Origin of the sequence: Pseudomonas sp. EA_35y_Pfl2_R111, assembly GCF_963970955.1 — a bacterium.
In the GTDB taxonomy this organism is placed as follows: domain Bacteria; phylum Pseudomonadota; class Gammaproteobacteria; order Pseudomonadales; family Pseudomonadaceae; genus Aquipseudomonas.
The window spans coordinates 489,261-511,625 of the sequence record NZ_CAXAOM010000002.1; the positions used below are offsets into that span (position 1 = coordinate 489,261).

24 protein-coding genes are annotated in these 22,365 nt (G+C 61.5%); 9 read left to right on the forward strand and 15 right to left on the reverse strand.

The window, feature by feature from the left end:
• Positions 1–104 precede the first annotated feature (104 nt).
• Both AACY25_RS10765 and AACY25_RS10770 read left to right on the forward strand, forming a co-directional pair.
• On the forward strand, positions 105–1,727 hold the full coding sequence (locus AACY25_RS10765) for a methyl-accepting chemotaxis protein (protein WP_339524445.1): 1,623 nt from the start codon (positions 105–107) through the stop codon (positions 1,725–1,727).
• A gap of 124 nt (positions 1,728–1,851) precedes the next feature.
• Positions 1,852–2,325 (forward strand): Crp/Fnr family transcriptional regulator, encoded by a 474-nt coding sequence (locus tag AACY25_RS10770; protein WP_339524446.1) that lies wholly within the window; start codon positions 1,852–1,854, stop codon positions 2,323–2,325.
• 11 nt (positions 2,326–2,336) lie between these two features.
• Here AACY25_RS10770 and AACY25_RS10775 read toward each other — a convergent pair whose 3' ends face one another.
• The gene (locus tag AACY25_RS10775) at positions 2,337–2,636 is read right to left on the reverse strand and encodes a hypothetical protein (RefSeq protein WP_339524447.1); all 300 of its coding nucleotides are present in this window, start codon (positions 2,634–2,636) and stop codon (positions 2,337–2,339) included.
• Positions 2,637–2,761: 125 nt separating this feature from the next.
• Here AACY25_RS10775 and AACY25_RS10780 point away from each other — a divergent pair, with 125 nt between their 5' ends.
• Positions 2,762–3,133: a YajD family HNH nuclease gene (locus AACY25_RS10780; protein WP_090253165.1), complete on the forward strand. Its 372-nt coding sequence runs from the start codon at positions 2,762–2,764 to the stop codon at positions 3,131–3,133.
• 176 nt (positions 3,134–3,309) lie between these two features.
• Entirely contained in the window at positions 3,310–3,780 is a 471-nt protein-coding gene (locus AACY25_RS10785; protein WP_339524452.1) for an RNA methyltransferase, read from the forward strand.
• Positions 3,781–3,795: 15 nt separating this feature from the next.
• On the opposite strand, the gene AACY25_RS10790 is transcribed toward AACY25_RS10785, so the two are convergent.
• From AACY25_RS10790 to rnd, 8 genes are all read right to left on the reverse strand, one after another.
• Positions 3,796–4,887, reverse strand: a complete 1,092-nt coding sequence (locus AACY25_RS10790) for an extracellular solute-binding protein (RefSeq protein WP_339524454.1) — start codon at positions 4,885–4,887, stop codon at positions 3,796–3,798.
• A gap of 9 nt (positions 4,888–4,896) precedes the next feature.
• Positions 4,897–6,009 (reverse strand): agmatine deiminase, encoded by a 1,113-nt coding sequence (aguA, locus tag AACY25_RS10795; protein WP_339524455.1) that lies wholly within the window; start codon positions 6,007–6,009, stop codon positions 4,897–4,899.
• A gap of 100 nt (positions 6,010–6,109) precedes the next feature.
• Positions 6,110–6,994 carry a LysR substrate-binding domain-containing protein gene (locus AACY25_RS10800; RefSeq protein WP_339524456.1) on the reverse strand — a complete coding sequence of 295 codons (885 nt, stop codon included), beginning with the start codon at positions 6,992–6,994 and terminating at the stop codon, positions 6,110–6,112.
• Between the two features lie 18 nt (positions 6,995–7,012).
• Entirely contained in the window at positions 7,013–8,239 is a 1,227-nt protein-coding gene (locus tag AACY25_RS10805) for a hypothetical protein (protein ID WP_339524458.1), read from the reverse strand.
• Between the two features lie 64 nt (positions 8,240–8,303).
• Positions 8,304–8,753, reverse strand: a complete 450-nt coding sequence (locus AACY25_RS10810; protein ID WP_160087331.1) for a YcgN family cysteine cluster protein — start codon at positions 8,751–8,753, stop codon at positions 8,304–8,306.
• An 84-nt stretch (positions 8,754–8,837) separates the two neighbouring features.
• Positions 8,838–9,770 (reverse strand): D-2-hydroxyacid dehydrogenase, encoded by a 933-nt coding sequence (locus AACY25_RS10815; protein WP_339524995.1) that lies wholly within the window; start codon positions 9,768–9,770, stop codon positions 8,838–8,840.
• Positions 9,771–9,799: 29 nt separating this feature from the next.
• Positions 9,800–10,093, reverse strand: a complete 294-nt coding sequence (locus AACY25_RS10820) for a YcgL domain-containing protein (RefSeq protein WP_090253148.1) — start codon at positions 10,091–10,093, stop codon at positions 9,800–9,802.
• Positions 10,090–11,223, reverse strand: a complete 1,134-nt coding sequence (rnd, locus tag AACY25_RS10825) for a ribonuclease D (protein WP_339524460.1) — start codon at positions 11,221–11,223, stop codon at positions 10,090–10,092. Before rnd ends, AACY25_RS10820 begins: the two co-directional genes overlap by 4 nt.
• A 157-nt stretch (positions 11,224–11,380) precedes the next feature.
• On the opposite strand from rnd, the gene AACY25_RS10830 reads away from it, so the two are divergent.
• Positions 11,381–12,442 (forward strand): SMP-30/gluconolactonase/LRE family protein, encoded by a 1,062-nt coding sequence (locus AACY25_RS10830; RefSeq protein WP_339524462.1) that lies wholly within the window; start codon positions 11,381–11,383, stop codon positions 12,440–12,442.
• A 67-nt stretch (positions 12,443–12,509) separates the two neighbouring features.
• On the opposite strand, the gene AACY25_RS10835 is transcribed toward AACY25_RS10830, so the two are convergent.
• Positions 12,510–13,193, reverse strand: coding sequence for a spermidine synthase (locus AACY25_RS10835; protein WP_304865139.1), 684 nt, complete (start codon positions 13,191–13,193; stop codon positions 12,510–12,512).
• 57 nt (positions 13,194–13,250) lie between these two features.
• Entirely contained in the window at positions 13,251–13,967 is a 717-nt protein-coding gene (locus tag AACY25_RS10840) for a ZIP family metal transporter (RefSeq protein ID WP_339524465.1), read from the reverse strand.
• A gap of 246 nt (positions 13,968–14,213) precedes the next feature.
• Here AACY25_RS10840 and AACY25_RS10845 point away from each other — a divergent pair, with 246 nt between their 5' ends.
• From AACY25_RS10845 to AACY25_RS10860, 4 genes are all read left to right on the forward strand, one after another.
• Entirely contained in the window at positions 14,214–15,068 is an 855-nt protein-coding gene (locus AACY25_RS10845) for a sulfurtransferase (RefSeq protein ID WP_339524466.1), read from the forward strand.
• Positions 15,069–15,304: 236 nt separating this feature from the next.
• Positions 15,305–15,784, forward strand: a complete 480-nt coding sequence (locus AACY25_RS10850; protein ID WP_339524468.1) for a hypothetical protein — start codon at positions 15,305–15,307, stop codon at positions 15,782–15,784.
• A 164-nt stretch (positions 15,785–15,948) separates the two neighbouring features.
• The gene (locus AACY25_RS10855; protein WP_339524470.1) at positions 15,949–17,199 is read left to right on the forward strand and encodes an OmpP1/FadL family transporter; all 1,251 of its coding nucleotides are present in this window, start codon (positions 15,949–15,951) and stop codon (positions 17,197–17,199) included.
• A 69-nt stretch (positions 17,200–17,268) separates the two neighbouring features.
• Positions 17,269–17,886, forward strand: a complete 618-nt coding sequence (locus AACY25_RS10860) for a response regulator transcription factor (protein ID WP_339524472.1) — start codon at positions 17,269–17,271, stop codon at positions 17,884–17,886.
• Here AACY25_RS10860 and AACY25_RS10865 read toward each other — a convergent pair.
• The 4 genes from AACY25_RS10865 to AACY25_RS10880 form a co-directional block, all read right to left on the reverse strand.
• Positions 17,855–19,633: an ATP-binding response regulator gene (locus tag AACY25_RS10865; protein ID WP_339524474.1), complete on the reverse strand. Its 1,779-nt coding sequence runs from the start codon at positions 19,631–19,633 to the stop codon at positions 17,855–17,857. The two genes, AACY25_RS10860 and AACY25_RS10865, sit on opposite strands and share 32 nt — an antisense overlap.
• A gap of 3 nt (positions 19,634–19,636) precedes the next feature.
• Positions 19,637–20,707 (reverse strand): lipase secretion chaperone, encoded by a 1,071-nt coding sequence (locus AACY25_RS10870; protein ID WP_339524476.1) that lies wholly within the window; start codon positions 20,705–20,707, stop codon positions 19,637–19,639.
• 48 nt (positions 20,708–20,755) lie between these two features.
• Positions 20,756–21,682, reverse strand: coding sequence for an esterase/lipase family protein (locus tag AACY25_RS10875; RefSeq protein WP_339410753.1), 927 nt, complete (start codon positions 21,680–21,682; stop codon positions 20,756–20,758).
• 123 nt (positions 21,683–21,805) lie between these two features.
• Positions 21,806–22,357 carry a glutathione peroxidase gene (locus tag AACY25_RS10880; protein WP_339524478.1) on the reverse strand — a complete coding sequence of 184 codons (552 nt, stop codon included), beginning with the start codon at positions 22,355–22,357 and terminating at the stop codon, positions 21,806–21,808.
• Between the last annotated feature and the right edge of the window lie 8 nt (positions 22,358–22,365).

Sequence of the window (22,365 nt, forward strand, 5' to 3'; positions counted from 1 at the left end):
GCAGATTTAACCTGTCTGACTTGCAAGTTCGGCTAGGCTGAATGACACGCTGGCGTACTGCCATCTCACCCATTCAACTGCCTGCTCACCATGGACGGTCTGTGATGAAAAACTGGAAGATCAGAACCCACCTATTCCTGCTTTCCGGTTGCCTGCTGCTCGGCCTGCTCTGCGTCGGCGGCCTTGGCCTGTATGGCTTACAAGCCACCGTCAAAGGGCTGCAAACGGTTTACCTCGACCGTGTGGTGCCGCTACGCGACCTCAAGCTGATTGCCGACCTCTACGCCGTCAATATCGTCGACGCGACCCACAAGGCGCGCAGCGGCGAGCTGGATGAGAACACCGCGCAGCAGCTGATCGAACAAGCCCAGGTGCGTATCGAAGAAACCTGGCAGGCCTATCTGGCCACCGAACTGATCCGCGAAGAAAACCAACTGATCGAGCAAATCAATCCGCTGATGCAACAAGCCCAGCAACCGCTGGATGAACTGCAAAGCCTGCTCAACCGTGGCGATAAAGCCGGCGTTGAAGCCTTTGCCAGCCAGCGCCTTTATCCGCTGATCGACCCGCTGTCAGAGAAATTTGCCGAACTGATCGACGTGCAACTGCTTGAAGCCAAGCGCCAATACCAGCTGGGCGAAGCCGCCTATGCCAGCAACCTCAACCTGAGCATCGGCGTGCTGTTGATTGCCCTGCTGGTTGGCCTGGCGCAGGTGTTGTATTTCATCCGCCTGATGAGCCGGCAGCTGGGTGCCGAGCCCGGTGAGCTGGAAGAAATCAGTGCGCACATCGCCGAAGGCCGCCTGGGCGGCAAAACCCTGGGCAACCAGGTGATGACCGGCGTAATGAAATCTGTGCAGAGCATGCGCCGCGGCCTGCAGGACATGATCGGCAATATTGGCGAAGCCTCCGAGCAGATCGAATGCGCCACCCTGCAACTGGCCGCTTCCTCCGAGCAGGTGCTGACCAGCGCCAATGTGCAAAGCGACACCGCTTCGGCCATGGCCGCCACCGTCGAGCAACTGGCGGTGAGCATCAACCACATCGCCGAGAACGCCCAGCAAACCTACGACATGGCGAAGAAAGCCGGCGATATGACCGATGCAGGCATTCAGGTGATGGCCCGCGCCACCGCAGAAATGCACAAGATCGCCGAGCTGGTGGCCGAGAGTTCGCAGGATGTGGAAACCCTGGCCGCGCAATCACGCAATATCAGCGCCATCGTCGACGTGATTCGCGGCATTGCCGAACAAACCAACCTGCTCGCCCTTAACGCCGCCATTGAGGCCGCGCGTGCCGGCGAGCAAGGCCGCGGCTTTGCCGTGGTCGCCGATGAAGTCCGCAGCCTGGCCGGACGCACCGCGCAGTCCACTACCGAAATCATTGCCTTGGTCGATGCCATTCACAGCGGCATGCACAAGGCGAAAAACAGTATGGCTGCCGGCTGCGAACGGGTCAGCATTGGCACCCAGCTGGTGGATCAGGCAGGCAGCTCAATGGGCGGTATTCGCCAGGCGCTGAATGAATCGCTGCAAGCTGTCAGCGTGATCTCGCTGTCGCTGCAGGAGCAACGCGCCGCCAGCGAACAGGTGGCCATGAGCGTGGAGCGGGTGGCGCAGATCGTCGAAGAAAACTCCGCCGCACAAGGCGGCATCGTTCAGGCCATCCAGTCCCTGCAAGCCATGTCCGGGCGCTTGCAGGGGGTGATGCGGCGCTTCAGTTTCTAAATCGTAGATAGCCGTTCAGGCCACTCAGCAGCAGGTCGCGAGTGGCGCTGGCGAGCCTAGTGGCAGGCGGCTAAGGTCAAGCTATGCGACTGACCTCGCGCCACGTCTATCCAGGCTGCCGTCCATGCCCGCCCACTCCCAATTGATTGATGAAATACGCGACATGCTGCTCGATTGCGGCCTGTTCGACAGCCTCACCCCCAACGAGCTGCTCAGCGCCGCCGGTTACTTCAACATCAGTAAATGCGCCCCAGAGGCAAGCATCTGCCGCGAAGGTGAGCCTGGCACCTTTATGTGCATCATCCACTCGGGTGCGGTATCGGTGCGCAAGATCAATTCCAGCGGTGAAACCATCGAACTGGCCAAGCTGCGCAAGGGCCGCGCGTTTGGCGAGATGGCGGTACTCGACGGTGAACGCCGCTCGGCCAGCTGTATTGCCGTAAGTGATTGCAGCCTGCTGATGCTGGCCAGGGACTCACTGGACAAGATGCTCGGCGAAGCCCCCAAGACCGCCGCCAAGGTCATCCGCGCCATTGCCATCGCCATGTCGCGACGCTTGCGTATGGCCGATGGGCAGTTGGTCGAGCAGCAGCTCTAGCGACTCGCCGCTCACTCGTCAGCTTTTGGTAACGGCTGCGCATTACGCTCGCGCTGCTCTCGCAGCAGCGGCAGGTCCTGATCACTGCGTGGCTGATTGGACTGCGGCGGCGATGGCTGCTTGAGCAGCGGTGGATTATTGCGGGTCGGCGCGGGTATATGCTGCGGCGCAGCCGACGGATAGGGTTGCGGCGTGGCCGTACCGGGGGCGCCTGGCGCTGGGGCTGTGCTCGGCATTTTCGGCGGTTGCTGGGCAAGCAGCGCGGTGCTGGCCAGCGTGGTTAGAACGAGCAACAAATGGTTCAGGCGCATGGTGGTATCTCCAAGGCAGTTATCCTCTTGGGCAGCAGCCCAGCAGCGAAGTGCCTCACGGGCGGTTCTCACTGACCACTGGCAAGGCTAGACTGATCGCACAGCCCCAGCGTACGAGACTCCAGATGAGCAGCGACAAATCCCCCTCCGCCACCGGCAAGCTTGACCGCATCCTCGCCGAGGCCCAGCGCTCGCGTGAAGAAGGCTACCGCGACAAGGCACTGAAGATGTACCCGCACGTCTGCGGCCGCTGCGCCCGCGAGTTCTCCGGCAAGCGCCTGAGCGAGCTGACCGTGCACCACCGCGACCACAACCACGACAACAACCCGCAAGACGGCTCCAACTGGGAGCTGCTGTGCCTGTACTGCCATGACAACGAACACTCGCGCTACACCGACCAGCAGTACTTCAGCGAAGGCTCGCTGAGTACACCGAAGACCGCTCAGGCGACCCACAATCCCTTCGCCGACCTGGCTGCAAGGCTGAAAAAGCAGTAGCGCAAGCCTCTAGAAACCCCGCTTGCTGACGATCTACGGGTTAGTCGCATCGCCAGCAAGCGGGCTCCTCCAAAAAATCGGCTCGCTGCCATACAGGTATACTCGCGTCTTTTTTGTCGCCCGCACCCTTGGCGCAGCTTCAATCATCCCTTCGAAAATTCTGTGCGAGTGCCACCGTGGCCAACAAGAGATACGCCTGCATCGGCCTGTTCAACCCCAAATCCCCGGAAAACGTCGGCTCAGTGATGCGCGCAGCCGGCTGCTATAGCGCCGCCTCGGTGTTCTACAGCGGCAAACGCTATGCCCGTGCCCGCGACTTCATCACCGACACCCAGCGCATCTATATGGATATTCCGCTGATCGGCGTGGAAGACCTGCAGCAGATCATCCCCATAGGCTGCACGCCGGTGGCCGTGGAGCTGGTCGAAGGTGCACGGCCACTGCCGCAATACACCCACCCCGACCGCGCCATCTATATCTTCGGCCCCGAAGACGGCTCGCTGAGCAAGGAAGTCCTCGACTGGTGCGAGGACGTGATCTACATCCCCACCCAGGGCTGCATGAACCTCGCTGCCACCGTCAATGTGGTGCTCTACGACCGTATGGCCAAGGGCTTGAACACCAAATCCGGCCTTGGTCTCAAGTAAGCCGTAACCCAGCCGCTACAACCCTGACTTGAGCCGACTAAAGGCGCGGGTCAATGCGCGGTTGAACGCCTTGGCGTTGTCGTTTTTGGTGTATAGCTGCGCACGCACAGCGGCCGGTGGATAAGTGCCGGGGTCAGCGAGGATGGCTGGATCGACCGTGGCATTGGCCGCCGGCACTGCGTTGGCGTAGTAGATGGTATTGGTGATGGCGCCAATCACCTCTGGCGTCATCAGGTGGTCCATCAATGCCAGCCCGGCCTCAGGGTGCGGCGCATCCTTGGGAATCACCATCGCATCGAACCAGATCAGCGTGCCTTCACGCGGGATGCTGTAGTGCAGGCTATAGGGCTTGCCTGCCTGCTGCGCCTGGCCGGCGGCGATCGAGACGTTGCCGTTCCACGACATCGCCAGGCAGGTATCGCCATTGGCCAGGTCGGTGATATTGCGGTCGTTGTCGAAATAGCGAATCGACGGCCGCACCTTGGCCAGATGGGCTTCGGCCAGTTTCAGGTCATCCAGGCTCTGCTTGTTGATATCCAGCCCCAGGTAACGGAACGCGGCAGCGAACACCTCATTGGGATCGTTGAGAAAGCTCACTCCGCAGTCGGCGAACTTGGCCACTACCTGCGGATCGAGCAACATTGCCCAGCTATCAGTCGGCGCATTGGTCATACGCTTGGCGATGGCCTGCTCTTGATAGCCAAAACCCGTGGTGCCCCAGACATACAGGCCGGCGTAACGGTTGCCCGGATCAAACGCGGCCATATGCCCGGTGAACTCGCTATCCAGCCCGTCGAAGTGCGGTAGCGCGGCCTTGTTGAGCGGCTGTAGCGCGCCGCTCTGAATCGCTCGCTGCAGATGCTGACCAGCCGTCAGCACCAGGTCATAGCCGCTGCGCCCGGTAAGCAGTTTGGTCTCCACGGTTTCCAGCGAATCGAAGTGGTCGACCACCACCTTGATCCCCGTCTTCTGCTCGAAGCTGCTGAGGGTATCCGGCGCCAGGTACTCGCCCCAGATAAACAGATTGACCTGCTTCGGCGTTTCGGCCGCCAGCACTTGCGCGCTCACGGCCAGACTCAAGGCCAACAGACTGATATGCAGTTTCATCAGAGCCTCCTAGGCGCGCTTGGGCGCGGCGTATTGCGGCATGGTGATGCAGGCGACGTTGCCTCCTCCGAGGAGGATTTCCCGGGAGTTCTCGATGCCGATAATCCGGTGTTTGGGAAACAGCTCGGCCAGGGTCGCCTGAGCCACGCGGTCGCAGGGGTCATTGAACAGCGGCACGACGATGGCCGAGTTGCCGGCGTAGTAGTTGATATAGGAGGCGCAGATCTGCGTGCCGGCCTGGCGCGTATGGGTGGCGTCATCCTGATCCAGGCCTTCAGCTTCTTCGGCCGTCCACTCCAGTACGCGCGGCTGCGGCAGCTTGTGTACCTCCAGCGCGCGGCCACGGGCGTCTCGCGTGCTGCGCAGGATGTCGTAGGCCTCCTGGTAGATTTCCCACTGCGGATCGCTACGGTCGTCGGTCCACTGCTGTACCACCACGCCTGGGCGGACGAAGCAGGCCAGGTCGTCGATATGGCCATCGGTTTCATCGAACTTGCAGCCGCGTGGCAGCCAGATCACCTGTTCGGCGCCGAGGTAATCGCTAAGCCGGCGAGTCATCTCATCCTTACCCAGATGGGCGTTGCGGTTGCGGTTAAGCAGACACTGCTCAGTGGTTAGCAGGGTACGCTGGCCATCAGTCTGGATGCCGCCCATCTCGGCGATAAAGGGCGCGCGGTAGCGGTCATAGCCTTCGATTTCGAGGATCTTCTGCGCGATCTGATCATCCTTATCCCATGGGTAGTACAAGCCGCCATCGAGACCGCCGTAGGCGTTGAACTCGAAATCCACGCCGCGCACCTCAAAGCTGTCGTCATTGACCAGAAAGGCCGGGCCGCTGTCGCGGAACCAGGTGTCGTTGCAAGTCATCTCCACCACCCGCACATGGGCCGGTAGCTGACGACGAGCATTGGCGTACTGGCTGGCCGAGGCGCACACGGTGACCGGTTCGCTACTGGCAATCGCCGTGACGATATCCACCCAGACCTTCTGCGCCGGCTTGGCACCGTTGCGCCACACGTCGGTGCGCTCCGGCCAGCCGAGCCAGCAGCCGGCCTTGGGTTCGAATTCGCCGGGCAGACGGAAGCCATCGGCTTTGGGGAGAGAAGTCAGGGAACGCGCCATCGGATGCACCTTATGCCTGTGGGGAAGATGGCCACACAGTACGCGGCGCTTTGGCCGGGATTCCAACGACGATTATTGCGGAATAGCTGAATTCAACTCATCAGTCAGCCAGGTGATCGCCCAGCCAATCTAAAAAGTGCGCCACCGCCGGTTTCTCCAGACGAATGCGTTCGCAGACCAGCGCATATTGTCCTAGCGCCGCCACACTGGCGTTGAACGGCCGTACCAGACGGCCGCTGGCCAGGTCTTCGGCGGCGGTGAGGTTGTCGCCCATGGCCACGCCCTGCCCTTGCGCCGCTGCTTCCAGCGCCAGGCCGGCATGCCCCAGGTAAAGATGACGCGCCGGTTGGATATCGCCGGCATGGGTGGTCAGCCAAGCGGTCCAGGTTTTGCCGTCCTGATCATCGTGCAGCAGGCCGTGGCGGGCCAGGTCACGCGGGTGCTTGAGTCCACCCTGGTTGAACAGGCTGGGGCTGCACACCGGAAAGAACTGCAGAGTCGGCAGCGGTCGCACGAAGTAGGCACTGGCATCCTCAGGCCCGGTGCCATAAGTGATCGCCAGATCGATATCCGGGCTCGGCAAACTGGCTTCCAGCGGCTGTTCGTGCAGATGCAGGGTGATCTGCGGATAGCGATCGCTGAAGTCGGCCAGACGACTGACCAGCCACTTCTGCGCCAGCTCCGGCGTTACCGCGATACGCAGCACCGCCAGCGATCCGGGATCACGCAGCTCGTCACAAGCCTCACCGATCAATTCGAACGCCTGCTGCAAGCGCTGCAGCAAACGCCGCGCAGCAGGCGTTGGTACAACCTGACGCCCTTCGCGGGCAAACAGCGGCGTGCCGAGCTGCTCTTCAAGCTGGCGGATCTGGTGGCTAACTGCGCTGTCGGTAACGCACAGCTCAGCCGCCGCCCGGCCAAAGTGGGCGTGCCGGGCGGCGCATTCGAAGGTGCGCAAGGCGGTGAGGGACGGTAGACGGCGCATGCTTACTCAGGGCGTGGGCTAGCGCAACAGCTTGTTGTCCAGCGTCTTCGATGCGCCGCCCATAACGTTCTCGCTGATCTCGATAAAGTCCTTGGTGCTGGCCTTGTCCAGGCGCATCAGGCCGCGGGTCACGTCATCTAGCGAGCGTGGCTGAGTGGTGCCTTTGGTGGCCTGGCGGATTTCCCGATCCAGTTCCTGCAGCAGCAACACCGCACGGGCGGTGACTGGGCCGCTGGAGTTGTTGGTGCGCAGGCTATCCACCGGTTTGCTCCAGCGAACCAGCTGTTCGCGAATCTTCTGGTAACGCTCCTCGCTGAGGCCACCGGCGCGGCGCATCAGCTCGATGGCGTAGTACTCGGCCAGGCCTTCGGTGATCCAGTCGCTGCGATCACGCGCCTTGATCCGGCTGAACACATGCACCAGCTCGTGCACCAGGGAGCTGGTGCCGTTTTCGCTGACCAATGGGCGATCCGTATGCATGTAGTAGGAGTTGGCCGCCGACAGGCCGCCGCGCCACATCGGGTTACCGGCGCCAACGATCAGCAGCTTGGCCGGGTCGCGCGGAAACACTTCCTGGGCATGCGGCCAGATAAAGGTCAGCAGGGTCATCACGTCCATACGGCGCATGCCTTCACCCACCGGGGCGGTGATGGTCACATCAGTTTCACCGAGCTTGGCGCGGCGGGTGCCGATCTTGCCTGCGAGCATCCAGCCGGTCGGGCGGTCGAATTTGCGCTGCGGGTTGTCGATACGGAACTTGTTTTTGCCGATACGCGGCCAGCCGGTTTCGACGCTCTTCCAGCCCTTGGGCAGATCGAATTGCAGCCGCGAAACCAGCTCGGTTTTATCTTCTTGACGCAGCTTGACCGCCGGCACCAGATCATCGCCGCGCAGCAGGGCCCAATCCTTGGTGATCAACGCATCAAAGCGTCCCGCGCTGCGCTCATGATTGATACGCACGCGGTAAGTCAGGGTTGACTTGCCTTTGCCAGGCTTCCAGGTGCCCTGCTCAGGGCTGTTCTGTGTCCACTCGCCGTCGGCCTTGAAGTCGCTGTAGGCGCCCTGCTCACCCAGGTTGAACGCCAGGCTGATCACCTGCGCGCCGTCTTCCAGGGTCAGGCTGACTTCAGCCTGCTCAGCATCAGGCAGAAAGCGCACGCGGTAATCCAGATCGACCTTCTTTGCCCACAGCGGCGTGCTCAGGCTCATCAGAACAACGGACAGCAGCAAACGGCGCATCAACATGGCAAAGCTCCACAGTGCAAATCATTGATTCAGGCGAGTTTAGGCTGGGATTTGTCGACGAGGTTCAGCCAGCGCGGAAAATCATGTGGTCTTCCCACTCATCTTCAGCCACGCTGTTTTCGCTGAGCATGCGCCCAGCCTGGGAAATCCGCTGTTTGTGCACCTGCTCCGGATCGCCACAAACCAGGTGGTGCCAGAGCAGCAGATCCTTGCCCTCGCTGACCAGACGGTAAGCACAGGTCGGCGGCAGCCACTGGAACTGGTCGGCCTGGGCCGGGGTGAGCTGGATGCAATCGGCGACGAATTTGCGCCGGTTGCTGTAGTCGGTGCAGCGGCAGGTCTGCAGGTCCAGCAGTTTGCAGGCGATGCGCGTGTAATAGACGCTGCCATCGTCCTCATCCTCGAGCTTCTGCAGGCAGCACAGGCCGCAGCCATCGCACAGCGATTCCCACTCGTCCTGATCCAGCTGTTCGAGGGTTTTGCGTTTCCAGAAGGGTTCGACTTTGGCGGCCATGGCGAGGGTACAGTGAGGGGCGAAAAGGCCGGCAGTCTAGCGGCTGGGGCAACAACGGCCAAGGGCGGCAAGCCGAATGGTTAATTAATAACCACGGACAAAGTCCACCTGCCCGCGCAGTGCATGACCGGCCTGCCAGCGCGCCAGGTTCTCGACAAACAGCTGCACCAGTAGGTGCGGGTCCGTCGGCGCCGAGCTATGTCCAGTCAGCAGCAGACGCGGTGCATCCCAGAATGGGTGGCAGGCGGGCAAAGGCTCTTCACGGCAGACATCAATCACCGCGCCAGCCAGTTGCCCTTGTTGCAGCGCACTGACCAGCGCCTGGTCGACCACCGCCACGCCGCGCCCGGCATTGATAAACAGTGCGCTGGGCTTGCAGGCGGCGAACAGTGCCGCGTCATAGATATCGCGGGTGGCCGGGGTATCCGGCAGCAGGTTGATCAGGTAATCAGCCTCGCCCACCAGGCTTGGCAGCTCGTCGAGCCCGACCACCTGACGGAACGGCGGCAGATTGCGCGGACTGCTGGCGATGCCCAGTAGCTCGATGCCGAACGGCGCCAGAAACTGCGCCACACTCAGACCGATATCACCGGTGCCGACGATCAGCACTTTGCGCCCAGCCAGGCTGCGCGGCAGGCGATTGTCCCAGCGCTGCTCGACCTGCGCCACCAGACGCGCCAGCAACTGACGCTCGTGGGCCAGCAGGTGGCACAGCACATACTCGGCCATCACCTGACCGAAAATGCCCACGGCGCGGGTTAGCGCGTAATCCGTTGGTAAGTCCTTGGCGAGCAGCGGCGTAATGCCCGCCCAGGTCGATTGCAGCCACTGGGGTTTAGCGCCTTGGCGCAGCAAAGGCGCGAGCAGATCCGGCTGGCCCAACCATAACGGGCAGCTCGCCGCGTATTGGGCTAACTCGGCCGGCCGCTCGCTGCCGCACAGCTCGAGCTCAGGGGCCTGCTGGCGCAGTAATTCGGCATACAGCGCGTGTTCGGCTTCGGCAATCAACACACGCACAGGGGCATTCGCAGTGGCGGGCATGGCGCTTACATCGGGTCGTTACGGCGCAGCAATTCATCCGGCAGATGCTCGATATATTCATCTTCCGGCGGCGGCATCTGCAGGTGGTAGCCCTGCTCGTCGAGGTTGGCCAGCACCTTGTGGATGTCTTCGCGGGCCAGCACGCGCTCGGGCGTCAACACCATCTCAAAGGCCAGGGCCGGCGGCCCAAAGGCCAGCAGCAGGTTTTCCGGCACGCGCTTGAGACCATCGCTGCGCAGCACGTAGAGGTACATCTCGTTCTTGCGCGGGCTTTTGTAAATCGAACAGATACGTTTCACGCGGACTCTCCGGTTGCAGCCAGGCAATTGAGCAGCGCCTGGCCCATCAATTCGCGCCGCCAGCCGCGCAGCGACTCCGGCAGCTGGTACGGCCCGTTGGGGTAGCCGGTTTTCAGCAGGGCTTCGAGGGTTTTCTTGCGCAGCATTAGCTCCGGGGCAATGTTCAGGCGCTCACCTTCGCGCTGGCCGATGGCGCGCAGTTTTTTCAGCAGTGCTGCAGCCTCCAGCGGCAAGGGTTCTGGCAGGGCTTCGGGCCAATTCTCAGCCGGAGTGGCGGCTGCTTGCTTGATCAGTTGCAGAATAAATTCGCCGTCCTGGCGCACGGTTTTCGGGTGCATGTCCTCAATTCGCGCCAGTGCCACCAGGTTGTCCGGCTGGGTGCGCGCCAATGGCCACAACGAATGCTCACGAATAATCCGGTTACGCGGCTGGTTACGCTTACGCGCCTGACCTTCACGCCAGGTGCACAGTGCTTTCAGCACGGCCAACTGCTGGCGTGAGAGTTTCCACGCCAGCTTGGCTTCGCGGTAGGCCAGTTCCGGATCGACTTCACGCTTGAGATTGCTGACCAGCTCGGCGCCATCCTCCAGCACCCAGGCGTATTTCTCGTCTGACAGCTGCGCCTTGAGCTGCGCATACACCTCGGCCAGGTGCAGCACATCTTCGGCCGCATAACTGACCTGGGTGACCGACAATGGCCGCTGCAGCCAGTCGGAGCGGGTCTCGCCCTTGGGCAGTTCGATATTCAGCACCGCCTGCACCAAGCGCGAATAACCCATGGAGAAGCCGAGATTGAGGTAACCGGCGGCCAGTTGGGTGTCGAACAGCGGCGTGGGCAGGCTGCCAGTCAGGCGCAGAAAGACTTCCAGATCTTCGCTGCAGGCGTGCAGCACCTTGACCACAGCCGGGTCCTGCAGCAGCTCGGAAAAAGGCGCCCAGTCGCTGATCAGCAGCGGATCGATCAGATACGCCCGCTCGCCCTCGCTGACCTGCAGTAGGCCGGCAATCGGGTAAAAGGTGTCGACCCGCATAAATTCGGTATCAACCGCCACAAACGCCAGCGTGCGCCAGGTTGCACAATGCTGCGCCAGGCTGGCGTCATCACCAATCCACTGAATATCAATCGCCACGCGGCTCTCCCATCAAGAATGCCGCGCAGTATATATGCCCAGGCACAGTGCCGGGCATTTGCCGGCCATTTACCCCCAGGGCATCACAGATGCAAACGAACCCTGTAATCTGGCCGGCGCTTGCATCTGCTCACCTTCATCACAGGGAATAACAACAATGAAGAAACTGCTCGGCCTGCTTGTGGCCTTGATTGCGGCGGCGGCGATCTACCTCGCCGTCACACCCAGCCCGATTGATCCACTGGCCTGGGAAGCCCCGGCCATCCCGCCGATGACCGGCGTACTGGAACCCAACGACACGCTGATGAAGGCCGAACTGCTCGGCCGCGGCCAGGTGCATGGCCCGGAAGACACCGCCGTAGACGCCCAGGGCCTGGTGTACGCCGGCCTGCATAACGGCAAGATCGTGCGGATCAAAGCCGACGGCAGCGTGGAAACTTTTGTCGACACCAAAGGCCGCCCACTGGGCATGGACTTTGACGCCGCCGGCAACCTGATCGTCGCCGACGCCTACAAGGGCTTGCTGAGCATCAACGCCCAGGGGCAAATCAAGGTCCTGACCACCGAAGCCGAAGGCGTCGCCTTCAAGTTCACCGACGATCTGGATATCGCCCGTGACGGCACCATCTACTTCAGCGATGCCAGCCAGCGCTTCGAACAACCGGACTATCTGCTCGACCTGCTCGAAGCCCGCCCACACGGCCGCCTGCTCAGCTACAACCCGGCTACTGGCGAAACCAAGGTACTGCTCAAGGACCTGTACTTCGCCAACGGCGTGGCGCTGTCGGCCAATGAAGACTTCGTGCTGGTCAACGAAACCTACCGCTACCGCATCACCCGTTACTGGCTGAGCGGCGAGAAGGCCGGCACCCACGACATCTTTATCGACAACCTGCCGGGCCTGCCAGACAACCTGCAGGGCGACCGCAACGGCACCTTCTGGGTGGCCCTGCCGACCCCGCGCAAAGCCGACGCCGACATGCTGCACCGCTCGCCCTGGGCGAAATCGCAGCTGGCCAAACTGCCACGCGCCTTCTGGCCCAAGGCCGTGCCTTACGGCTTTGCCATCGCGATTAATGAGCAGGGCGAAATCACCCAGAGCCTGCACGACACCAGCGGCACCCACCTGCGCATGATCACCTCGGTCAAGCCGCTGGGCGACTACCTGTACTTTGGCAGCCTGGACAACGACCGCATCGGCAAACTAAAGATTCGCTAAGCAACCCACACAAAAAAGCCCGCGCAACTGCTTAGCTGCGCGGGCTTTTTTAATGTTCGGGATTTACCTATTTGATCTTTTCGGCGATCCAGATGGTGTGCCGGGTGCCCTTGTTGCCATGGGCGTAGACCTGCACTTCTTCGACCTTGAAGCCGGCCTTGCGCACTTTGTCGCTGAATACCCGGTCGGCGCTGGCCGACCACACTGCCAGCACGCCCTTGTTGCGCAGCGCCTGATAGCAGCGCTGCAGGCCCTGGGCGGAATACAGCCAGCTATTGCGCTTCTGAGTCAGACCTTCGGGGCCGTTGTCGACATCCAGCATGATCGCGTCATAACGCTGATCGGCGCTCTTCAGGCAATTGGCGACATCGTCCTGAATTACCCGGGTACGCGGATCGAGAATCGGGTAACCGGCCTTGGCGCCCAACGGGCCGCGGTTCCACTCCACCACGCCAGGCACCAGCTCGGCCACTTCCACTTCGGCGGTCTTGCCCAGGTTCTGCAGCGCCGCGGCCAGGGTGAAACCCATGCCCAGGCCGCCGATCAAAACCCGTGAATCCGGCCGACCGGCGACTTTCTTGCAGGGAATCGCCGCCAGGGCGTCTTCCGAGCCATGCATGCGCGTATTCATTAGCTGACCGCCATCGCCGCCGGCAATTTTGATCACAAAATCCTCACCGTACTCGAACAGGCACAATGCACCGGAGCCATCGGGAATCGGGGCGGTATCGAGCAATACAAAACGCTTCATGATGGTCTCGTGGGGAGGGAGTGCATAAGGAGAGGCGAACAATACAGCAGGCGCAGCTCAACCCCCAGTCAGCATATGCCCGACGATACCGAGCATGAAACCCAGCAGCGCGCCGAGCGACGGCGCCCAATGTTTGTTCAGCTTGGCCTGAGGGGCGATATCCTGAAACACCGAATAGAGAATACCGCCAGCAGCGAACAACATCACCGCCGCAACCACTTGCGGCGAATCATCCAACCATAAATAACCGGATACGCCAGCAGCTGGCCCAAGCAATGCGGCTGCGGCAAACAGCGAAAGCAGGCGTTTACGACTGTAGCCGCTCGATTGGCTCATCTCGCGATAAGCATTGAAACCCTCCGGCAGGTTCTGCATCGCCATCAGGATGGCCAACAACATCGCACCCTTGCCGCCATGGGCAAACGCGGCACCCAGAGCCAGGGATTCAGGAATGAAGTCGGTCAACATCGCAGCTAACTGGCTGGCGGGAGTGTTCATCCGATCAAGCAGAATATCCAGCCCCATAAAGGCAGCGCCGCCGACGCAGAACCACAGAGCGGCCGCAGCCGGCTCAAAGCACACAATCGCTTGCGGCACCAGTACCAGCGCGACCGCAGCCAACAGCGCACCGCCACCGAAAGCAACCACCCCGTGGCGTAGCTCACTTTCCAACCAGCGCGGACGGATACGTTCGACACTGGCAAAACCCGCGCCGAGTGGCATGGCCATACCGGCCAACAAGGTATAAGCCACCACCATAAAAAGAAAATCCATGGCCATCTCGCCTGCCGGTCAGAGGCTATCAATATCCCCAATTACGCCGCTAACTCAAGCGCTGGCATCCATCGACGCAGATCGGTAACGACATCGGCTACCAAGCCGTGGCAACTTCGAGCCAATGCCGATTATGCTCTGCCCCCTGCAATCTTAGACGGATCAGGCCGGGCATCGCCCACTTAGAACGCTCTTCAGATGCCAGCCTGGCCTTCTTCCTTTTACCGACCGCCAAGGACGCACATCATGCCCCTCGCCCAACTGATCAGCGCCGCCCAGCTACAGCGCCGCCTAGATGAACCCGATCTGCTGATTCTCGATTGCCGCTTTGCCCTGGAAGATTTGGCCTACGGCCAGCGTAGCTACGCCGAAGGGCATATCCCCGGCGCGCAGTTTGCCGATCTGGAGCGCGACCTGTCCGGGCCGATCCACAAAGGCATCACCGGCCGTCATCCCCTGCCAGAACCAGCGCAATTGCTGCAGCGTCTGCGCGAATGGGGTCTGAACAATCACAGCGAAGTGGTGCTGTACGACGACGGCCCCGGCGCCTTTGCAGCCCGCGCCTGGTGGCTGCTGGCGTGGCTGGGCAAGCGTGACGGTGTGTACCTGCTCGATGGCGGCCTCAAGGCTTGGCGCGAGGCCGGCGGCGCATTGACTCAGGACCTGCCCACACAGACTTCCGGCACCTTTAATGGCAACGCCGATGCCAGCCTGCTGGTTAGCGCTACGCAGCTTCAACAGCGCCTCGGGGCTAGCAATCTAACGCTGCTGGACGCGCGAGGCCTGCCGCGGTTCAGAGGCGAGGTAGAACCGATCGACCCAGTCGCCGGGCATATTCCCGGCGCGCAGTGCGCGGCGTTCACCGACAACCTCGACAGCGACGGCCACTTTCTCAGCCCGCAGCAGCTGCGCCAGCGCTTTGCCGTATATCTCGGCGAGCGCCCGGCCTGTGAGCTGGTCGCCTACTGCGGTTCAGGCGTAACCGCCTGCCACAACTTGTTCGCCCTGTGTCTGGCGGGCTACCCCCTGTCCCCGCTGTATGCAGGCTCATGGAGCGAATGGATCACCGACCCCACCCGGCCAATGGCCACTGGCGACTAATTTCAGCGAAATCTGGCTGGCCGCGAGTGTGACGCCAGCCAGCCGTGGCTAAGCACCAACTGGAATATAGGCAATAACCGAAAGCCGAAAACAATTTAAAAACAGCCCTTTACAGTTGAAAGGTCGCACTACACTTCAACATGAGCGGCTAACCCCGCTCCCGGTGGGGCCTTTCTCAGAATAAGTCGAAGCTGCCAGCGCCCCGGCCCCATCGGTCATTTACCGCCGAGGGCTTTATGGGAATTGCCGCCTGCGAGTTAAGTCAGTACGTCATCCGCCCTACCCTGCTCTACCTGGGCCGCCATTCCAACGCTGCCGAAGCTTTGTTGCTCGGTGCCGCCGCCAGCCAATCCGGGCTCGGTTCGGCCCTCGATGACAAACATGGTCATGGCCTTTACCGCATCGCCGCACAGCGCCACCAACAGCTCTGGGATCAACACCTGGCACTGGACCCGGATCTCGCCAGCCAGGTACGCGGCCTTGCCAGCCAGCATGCCTTCCTCGCAGCACCGCACTTGGAGTTGACCGTCAACCTGCGTTACGCAACGGCGATTGCCTGGATGCTGATCGAAGCCGAACACCGCGAACTACCGGCCGCCGATGATCTGCTCGGCATGGCACAAGTCTGGCGTCGGGTTTTCAGGCCCCACGGCCGCACCAAGGACTTTATCGCCGCCTGGCAACGCTGCATCGGCAGCCTTAGCCAGGTGGCCTGAGGCCACGGCAGAGAGCCAATATTGTCCGACAACTTTCAGCGCAGTTAGCAGAAAATAGCCTCAAATTAAAGGCATACAACGCTCTATCTCGGGAACTTCGAAGGCTTGGCAAGGGTCAGGAAAAGTTGTTAGTTTCCGCCCCCGCTAAAATCTAGGAGTCCACCGTGACTAGAAGAGTCGTCAAGACCTGCCTGTCCCTTGCCCTTGCCTCTGCCGCCAGCCATGGTTTTGCCAGCGGCTTTGCCATCAACGAACAAAGCGTCAGCAGCATGGGTACCGCCTTCGCTGGCCGCTCCTCCTCTGCCGATGACGCCAGCACCGTATTCGGCAACCCAGCCGGTATGGCACGTATCAAGCGTGAACAAGTCAGCGGCGGCGTTGCCCTGATCCACGCAAAAACCGATATCGACAACGCCAGCGGCTCTGCCAGCGGCAGCAATGACGGCGACATGGTGCCGTTTATCGGCGCGCCTATGGGCTATTACGTCAAACCACTGGATGACAACTGGAGCTTCGGCCTGGGCTTGTACGTGCCGTTTGGCCTGGTGACCGATTACGAGCGCGACTTCCAGGGCCGCTACCACGGCGACCGTAGCGAAGTTCGGGTGATTACCCTGCAGCCGACCCTGAGCTATCGCTTCAATGAGCACCTGTCGATCGGCTTCGGCCCAACCATCAACCGTATCGACGGCGAGCTGACCTCGGCCATCAACAACCCGATTCCCGGCGCAGGTGATGGCAAGGTCGAAATCAAGGGTGATGACACCGCGCTGGGTTACAACGTCGGCGTGCTGTTTGAAATCAGCCCACAAACGCGTTTCGGCCTGACCTACCACTCCAAGGTTGATTACCGCCTGAAAGGCGATACCACGGTTTCAGGTCCAGGCTTTGTCATTGGTTCATCGGCTGGGACCTACGACGCGTCACTGGAGCTGACCACCCCGGAATCGGTAGATTTCTCGGTAACTCACGAATTGGATGCCGACTGGACTCTGTACGCCGGCAGCACCTGGACGCGCTGGAGCCGTCTGCAAGAGATTCGCGCTGATAACAAACGCGTAGGTGGCTTGCTAGCAGGAAACCTCAGCAGCATCAGTGAACCACAGAACTGGCACGACACCTGGGCGCACGCCGTGGGCGCCGCCTACAAGCTGAATCCGCAGTGGACCCTGCGCGCCGGCCTGGCCATAGACCAGTCGCCGACCAATAACGCCGACCGTTCGCCACGCATCCCCACCGGCGACCGCACCATCCTCAGCCTGGGCACAGCCTGGAGCCCGAATGATGATGTGACCATCGACCTGGCCTACTCCTACCTGATGGAAGACGACGCCCATATCGAAAGGGACGATTACCGCGCAACCTACAAAAACACGGCCCACGGCCTGGGCGCACAAGTGACGTACCGCTTCTAAATCAACCAGCGGTTTAGGTTAAACTCGCGCGGCGTCCACAAAAATAATAACGCCGCCTGAGACAGCCCTATGACTGCACTCTGCACTGCCCTGCCCGAACAGCTCAGCCTGTTACTGGTAGATGACCACCGGATCTTTCTCGATGGCCTTAGCTTGGCCCTCGCCCCGCTCTGCGACGATCTGCAGATTCGCACCGCCGAATCCGCTGCCGCCGCCGAAGCCTGCCTGCAACACGCCACCTTCGACCTGATTCTGCTCGATCTGCGCCTGCCCGATATGCCGGGCCTGGAGCTGCTGCAACGCTGGCAACAACAAGGCCGCATGACCCCAGTAGCGATCCTTAGCGCCAGCGACTCCAATCTGGACGCCCAGGCCGCACTGGCCGCCGGCGCGCTGGGCTTTATCCCGAAAAGTGCCAATAGCGATGAACTGCGCCAGGCGGTGACCCGCGTACTGCTGGGAGAAACCCTGCCCGCACCGCAGACTGGCGACAAACCGCAGCTCACCCCCCGGCAGATGGAAATCCTCCAGCTACTCGCCGAAGGCTTGCCGAACAAATCCATCAGCCGTCAGCTGGGCGTCTCCGAAGACACGGTGAAAACCCATCTGAAATCACTGTTTCAGGAGTTTTCCGTACATACCCGGACTGCCTGCGTCAGTGCGGCGCGGCAACGGGGCTGGCTCTAAGCTCTGCCGGTAACAGCACCGCCAAAGCCTGACGCAATCGGGCCGGCAGCAGCGGTTTGCCAAGCAAAATGACATGAGCTCGGGTGCAGCGCTCCTGCAGGTCGGCGCTGACGTCAGCGGTAATCAGCAAGGCCGGCAGCATGCGCCCGGCCTCTTCGCGCAAGCGCTCGATAACGCGCAAACCGTCCTCGGTGGCGGCCAGTCGGTAGTCGCTGATCAGCACCTGCGGCTGCGCCTCGGGTAAACACTGCAAGGCCTCGGCTGGATCGGCGCAGGCCCAGACTTCGCAACCCCAGCGTTGCAATAAACCGGACAACGCCTCGCGGCCCGCTGCATCGTCTTCCAGCAATAACACCCGTCCGCTCAATGCCGCAGCAACCGCCACGGGTGCTTGCCACTCACCGGCTGCAGCCTGCGGCAGCTGCAGAATAAAGCGCGCGCCCTCGCCTGGGCCCGATTCCAGCTGCAGCGGATGCCCCAGCAACTGCGCCAATTGCTGGACGATAGCCAAGCCCAAGCCCAGCCCGCGCTCGGCATTGCGGCCGGGATTGTCCAATTGGCGGAACTCTTCAAACACCTGGCCCTGTTCTTCCTCGCTCAAACCCTGACCGTCATCACCCACCTCCAGCCGCACCACGCCCTGTTCGGCATGAACATGCAGCCAGATATACCGCGCCTGAGCATGGCGCAAAGCATTGCTCAGCAGGTTGCGCAGCATGCGCTCCAGTAGCAGCGGATCACTGCGCACCCAGAGGTCCGCGCATTGCAGCTGCAGCTCGACACCCTGGGCGTCGGCCTCGGCGCGGCTTTCATCGCTCAGGCGTGCCAGCAAGGGGCGCAAGGCAAACACTTCCGGCTTGGCCTGCACACCACCGGGCAGGGTCAGACGGGTGTAATCGAACAGCGATTGCAACAGCCGGCTGAGCTGCTCCACGGCAATCGCCAGACGGCTGCTGATGCGGTGCACGCCGGGGTCCTGGTTCTGCTCCAGCAGGTGTTGGGCGTACAGGCCCATGGCGTTCAATGGTTGGCGCAGATCATGGCTGGCGGCGGCCAACAGACGCAGTTTGCGCGCGTCATCGGCTTCGGCACGTTGCCGCGCCAAATCAAGCAAGCGCAGATTAAGCCAGGCGCCACGCTGACCGTGCTCCTGCAGATAAGCACCGACACTGCCAATCAGGTTGGCGCAAAACAGAAACAGGCCCTGATAACCCAGTGCCACACTGCCACCCGTGGCGATCAGCCCCATCCAGAGGAACAGCCCGCACACACCCCAGGACGCCAGGCTGACCGCGCGGAACGACACGCCGAGCAGCACGTAGCCAAACAGCAGCACCAGAAACAGCCCGTCATAAGGCATGGCGACGCCCAGACTCCAGCACAGATGAATGATCACCGCGACGCAAACACCGTTGAAGGCGTAAGCGGCCACATAGACCAACAGGGCGCGTCTCGGCGGGCTCTGCGGACGGCGACAGTAGAAGAAGGACAGCAGCGCGGCGAATATGCCCAGCAGTCGCACTGGCAGGGTGGCAAGGCTGGCGTTAAGGGGCAGCAGCAATAGATCGAGGACGGTGTAGACCAGTTGAAAGATCACCGCAGTGCTGCTGATCAGCAACAGTCGGCGCCGAATACGCTGAACCCGGTGCTCAACAAAACCATCTTCCAGCACGTTGGTAAAACGCAGCCGGCGGTAACCGCGGCGCTGCTGGGTCAGTAGCAGCGCTTCCTGACGCTCCAGGCTCATGGCTTACAGCTCGGGCGGTTGATTGTCCTGTTGCTTGGCGGCAATGGCGTCATAGGTTTCCACCCGGTGCTGATCTTCGGCGCTGAATAGACGCTGGCGCAAACGCTGCTGCTCCTGCTGCTGATCCGCAGCGCTGAGGCCATTGCCCTGCAAAGCGGCAAGTTCCTGCTGGTAGGTGGCATAACGTTGTTGCCAAGCGCGCTCGTTACGCTGCTCGCTGAGCAGGCGTTCGACCGTGGGTGGATCATAGGTTAAGGCAAGCAGCTGACGCACCTGCTCTTCGCTGGCACCCTCCTGCCAAAGTTTGTCTGTTTCGATTTGCAACGCCTGAGCCTGGGCCTGACGCTCTTCACTGGCCCGCATGGCCTCGGGTAGCTGGGCGCGCAAACGCTCCTGCGCCAGGGCCTTGCCGTGCTCACTGAGATCATCACGGGCCATCAGCGCCAGGTTGTCCAGGGTGTAACGGCCGTAGGCTTCTTCGGCACCGAACAGGGCTTCGGTCGCCGCACTGGAGAAGTGTGCCCGACGTAGCTGCGCCAATTGCTCGAAGGCCCGCTGCAAGGCAACCAACTGGCCATCCGGGGTACTTTGCTGGGCACTGCTCAAGGGTTGCTGCAACAGCGCCAGGCTGGCGCGCTTGTAATCCATATAATCGCCCAGCAGGCCGATAAACTGACCCAGGGCTGGCTCCGGCAAACGCCCACGGGCGTCGACCAGCATCACCTCGACCACGGTTTCCAGGCCAGCTTGATCGGCGGCGCTGAGGAAGTAATCCAGATAATCGCGCAGTGCTAGGTTCAGCTGCAGATTACCGGCGCTGTCCGCTTTCAATTCGCCATCCACCTCGGTGCCCTGCAAACCCGGCAGGTTTGCCGGCGCTCTAGCAGCTGATACGTCGGTTTTGGCGCTTTGCAGCAAAGGGCTGGGAGCAGCAGACAAAGGCGCACTGACAACAGCAGGAATGGCAGGCGAGAGGGGCGCAACAATGGCTGGCCATTGCCAATAAAGCGTAAGGCCGACAACGCTGCCGGCCAGTATCAGGGGAGGAACAGTTGAACGCAGCGACAGGGCCATATGACCTCCAGATTGCGGGCTGCATGGCGCAGCCCGCTGGTGCGACGGTCAGACGCCTTTGTTTTTCAGGCGGTTGGCATGCTGGCGATACAGCGAAACCGGCTCGGTCCAGCCACGAATGCCGAACAGATGGTTGATCGCATCCACGTGGTTCATGTTGTAGCCATCACCGATCACCTGCCCCAGGTAAGTGGAGCAGACGCCGACCAGGCCGTCGTTCTTCTCGCTGCCAAAGGCCAGCCCGGTGATCGCCAGGAACGGATCGACCGCATCGAAGACGTTGGTGTAGGAGGTATTACCGGTCCAGGAGAAGTAACGGATGTTGTGCCCGCGCACATTGTGCACTTCAGTGGATTTGGCGCAGTAGCTGCTGCTATTCACGCCCCACGGATGGCGACCATTCAGCGCAGTGGTACCGGCGGTGGTCAGGGTTTTCAGCGCATCGATACCGCTCTGTGGATTGCTGCTGCCGGACAGCAGGTTGATGACCGCGCCCAGGGCATTGGCCAGGGCATTGGCGCCACCCTCGATGCCGCTATTGGGTGGAATCACCCCGCGCAGCACGTCGGCGACTTTCGAGCCTTTATTGACGCCGTTGACCGACGTCACCGAGGCCACCAGATCTGGACGCAGCGAGGCGGCGACGCGCGAGGTTGGCGAGCCCTGACTGTGGCCGATCAGGTTGACCTTGCCGCCATTGGCGCCGGCCCATGGCACGATCTGCTTAGCCAACGCGGCGCCGCGCTGCTCGCTGTCATTTAGCGCCGAAACGCTGGCCACATAGACCTTGGCGCCATCGCGCTCGAGGTTCCAGGGGATGGTGTGGAAGTAGTTGATCAGACCGCCGATGGTATCGAAGCCGGTCACCCCGTGTACCAGTACGATCGGGTATTTGGTCTTGGTGTAGTTGGCCTGGGCCTCAACCGCGCCGACCAGGGCGCAGGCAGCTAGAGCAGTAGTAATAACGCGACGCATGGGTGCCTCCTTATTTTTCTTGTTGGCACGCCGGGAAACTGCGTCCGGCGTACTCACAACTTTAAGGAGGTGCTGGGAAGTGAGCTATCGCCCAGATGGGTGAGTCTTTACCCCACCCTGGTTTCAGTGCTGCGAAGCAATCGCCTGCTCAACGGCGGCCAAGAATGCCGAATCATCCGGGGTGGTGGTGCTGGGGAAGCTGGCGATCACCCTGCCCTGGGCATCGATCACATACTTGGAGAAATTCCAGCGTGGCGCCTGACTCTGCGCGGCCAGTTCCTTGAACAGCGGCAACGCACCACTACCGGTCACGCGTTGGGTGTCACTCATGGGGAAGGTCACACCGTAATTGACATAACAGACCTTGGCGGTTTCTTCGCTGCTGTCAGCCTCCTGGCGGAAGTCATCAGACGGCACGCCGAGGATCTGCAGGCCCTGCTCCTTGTAGCGCTGATAGAGTGCTTCAAGGCCTTTGAACTGAGGGGTGAAGCCGCAGAAACTGGCGGTATTGACCACCACCAGCGGCTTGCCGGCGAACTGCGCGCAAAGGTCGATACGTTCCTCGCTGCGCAGCTTCTGCACCTCGCCCTGCAACAATGCCGGGCATTCAGCCGCGTGCGCCGAACCAACCCAGGCGCTAAATAGAACGACAACCAACAGGGATAAACGCCACATACGAATCA

Excerpts from the sequence above, each read along its gene's own strand:
- AACY25_RS10830 (WP_339524462.1), top strand. The coding sequence starts at position 11,381 with ATGAAGAAACTGCTCGGCCTGCTTGTGGCCTTGATTGCGGCGGCGGCG.
- AACY25_RS10850 (WP_339524468.1), top strand. The coding sequence starts at position 15,305 with ATGGGAATTGCCGCCTGCGAGTTAAGTCAGTACGTCATCCGCCCTACC.
- AACY25_RS10840 (WP_339524465.1), bottom strand. The coding sequence starts at position 13,967 with ATGGATTTTCTTTTTATGGTGGTGGCTTATACCTTGTTGGCCGGTATG.
- AACY25_RS10845 (WP_339524466.1), top strand. The coding sequence starts at position 14,214 with ATGCCCCTCGCCCAACTGATCAGCGCCGCCCAGCTACAGCGCCGCCTA.
- AACY25_RS10860 (WP_339524472.1), top strand. The coding sequence starts at position 17,269 with ATGACTGCACTCTGCACTGCCCTGCCCGAACAGCTCAGCCTGTTACTG.
- AACY25_RS10870 (WP_339524476.1), bottom strand. The coding sequence starts at position 20,707 with ATGGCCCTGTCGCTGCGTTCAACTGTTCCTCCCCTGATACTGGCCGGC.
- AACY25_RS10880 (WP_339524478.1), bottom strand. The coding sequence starts at position 22,357 with ATGTGGCGTTTATCCCTGTTGGTTGTCGTTCTATTTAGCGCCTGGGTT.
- AACY25_RS10805 (WP_339524458.1), bottom strand. The coding sequence starts at position 8,239 with ATGTTGATGCGCCGTTTGCTGCTGTCCGTTGTTCTGATGAGCCTGAGC.
- AACY25_RS10775 (WP_339524447.1), bottom strand. The coding sequence starts at position 2,636 with ATGCGCCTGAACCATTTGTTGCTCGTTCTAACCACGCTGGCCAGCACC.
- aguA (WP_339524455.1), bottom strand. The coding sequence starts at position 6,009 with ATGGCGCGTTCCCTGACTTCTCTCCCCAAAGCCGATGGCTTCCGTCTG.
- AACY25_RS10765 (WP_339524445.1), top strand. The coding sequence starts at position 105 with ATGAAAAACTGGAAGATCAGAACCCACCTATTCCTGCTTTCCGGTTGC.
- AACY25_RS10875 (WP_339410753.1), bottom strand. The coding sequence starts at position 21,682 with ATGCGTCGCGTTATTACTACTGCTCTAGCTGCCTGCGCCCTGGTCGGC.
- AACY25_RS10800 (WP_339524456.1), bottom strand. The coding sequence starts at position 6,994 with ATGCGCCGTCTACCGTCCCTCACCGCCTTGCGCACCTTCGAATGCGCC.
- AACY25_RS10790 (WP_339524454.1), bottom strand. The coding sequence starts at position 4,887 with ATGAAACTGCATATCAGTCTGTTGGCCTTGAGTCTGGCCGTGAGCGCG.
- AACY25_RS10835 (WP_304865139.1), bottom strand. The coding sequence starts at position 13,193 with ATGAAGCGTTTTGTATTGCTCGATACCGCCCCGATTCCCGATGGCTCC.
- AACY25_RS10810 (WP_160087331.1), bottom strand. The coding sequence starts at position 8,753 with ATGGCCGCCAAAGTCGAACCCTTCTGGAAACGCAAAACCCTCGAACAG.
- AACY25_RS10865 (WP_339524474.1), bottom strand. The coding sequence starts at position 19,633 with ATGAGCCTGGAGCGTCAGGAAGCGCTGCTACTGACCCAGCAGCGCCGC.
- AACY25_RS10780 (WP_090253165.1), top strand. The coding sequence starts at position 2,762 with ATGAGCAGCGACAAATCCCCCTCCGCCACCGGCAAGCTTGACCGCATC.
- AACY25_RS10770 (WP_339524446.1), top strand. The coding sequence starts at position 1,852 with ATGCCCGCCCACTCCCAATTGATTGATGAAATACGCGACATGCTGCTC.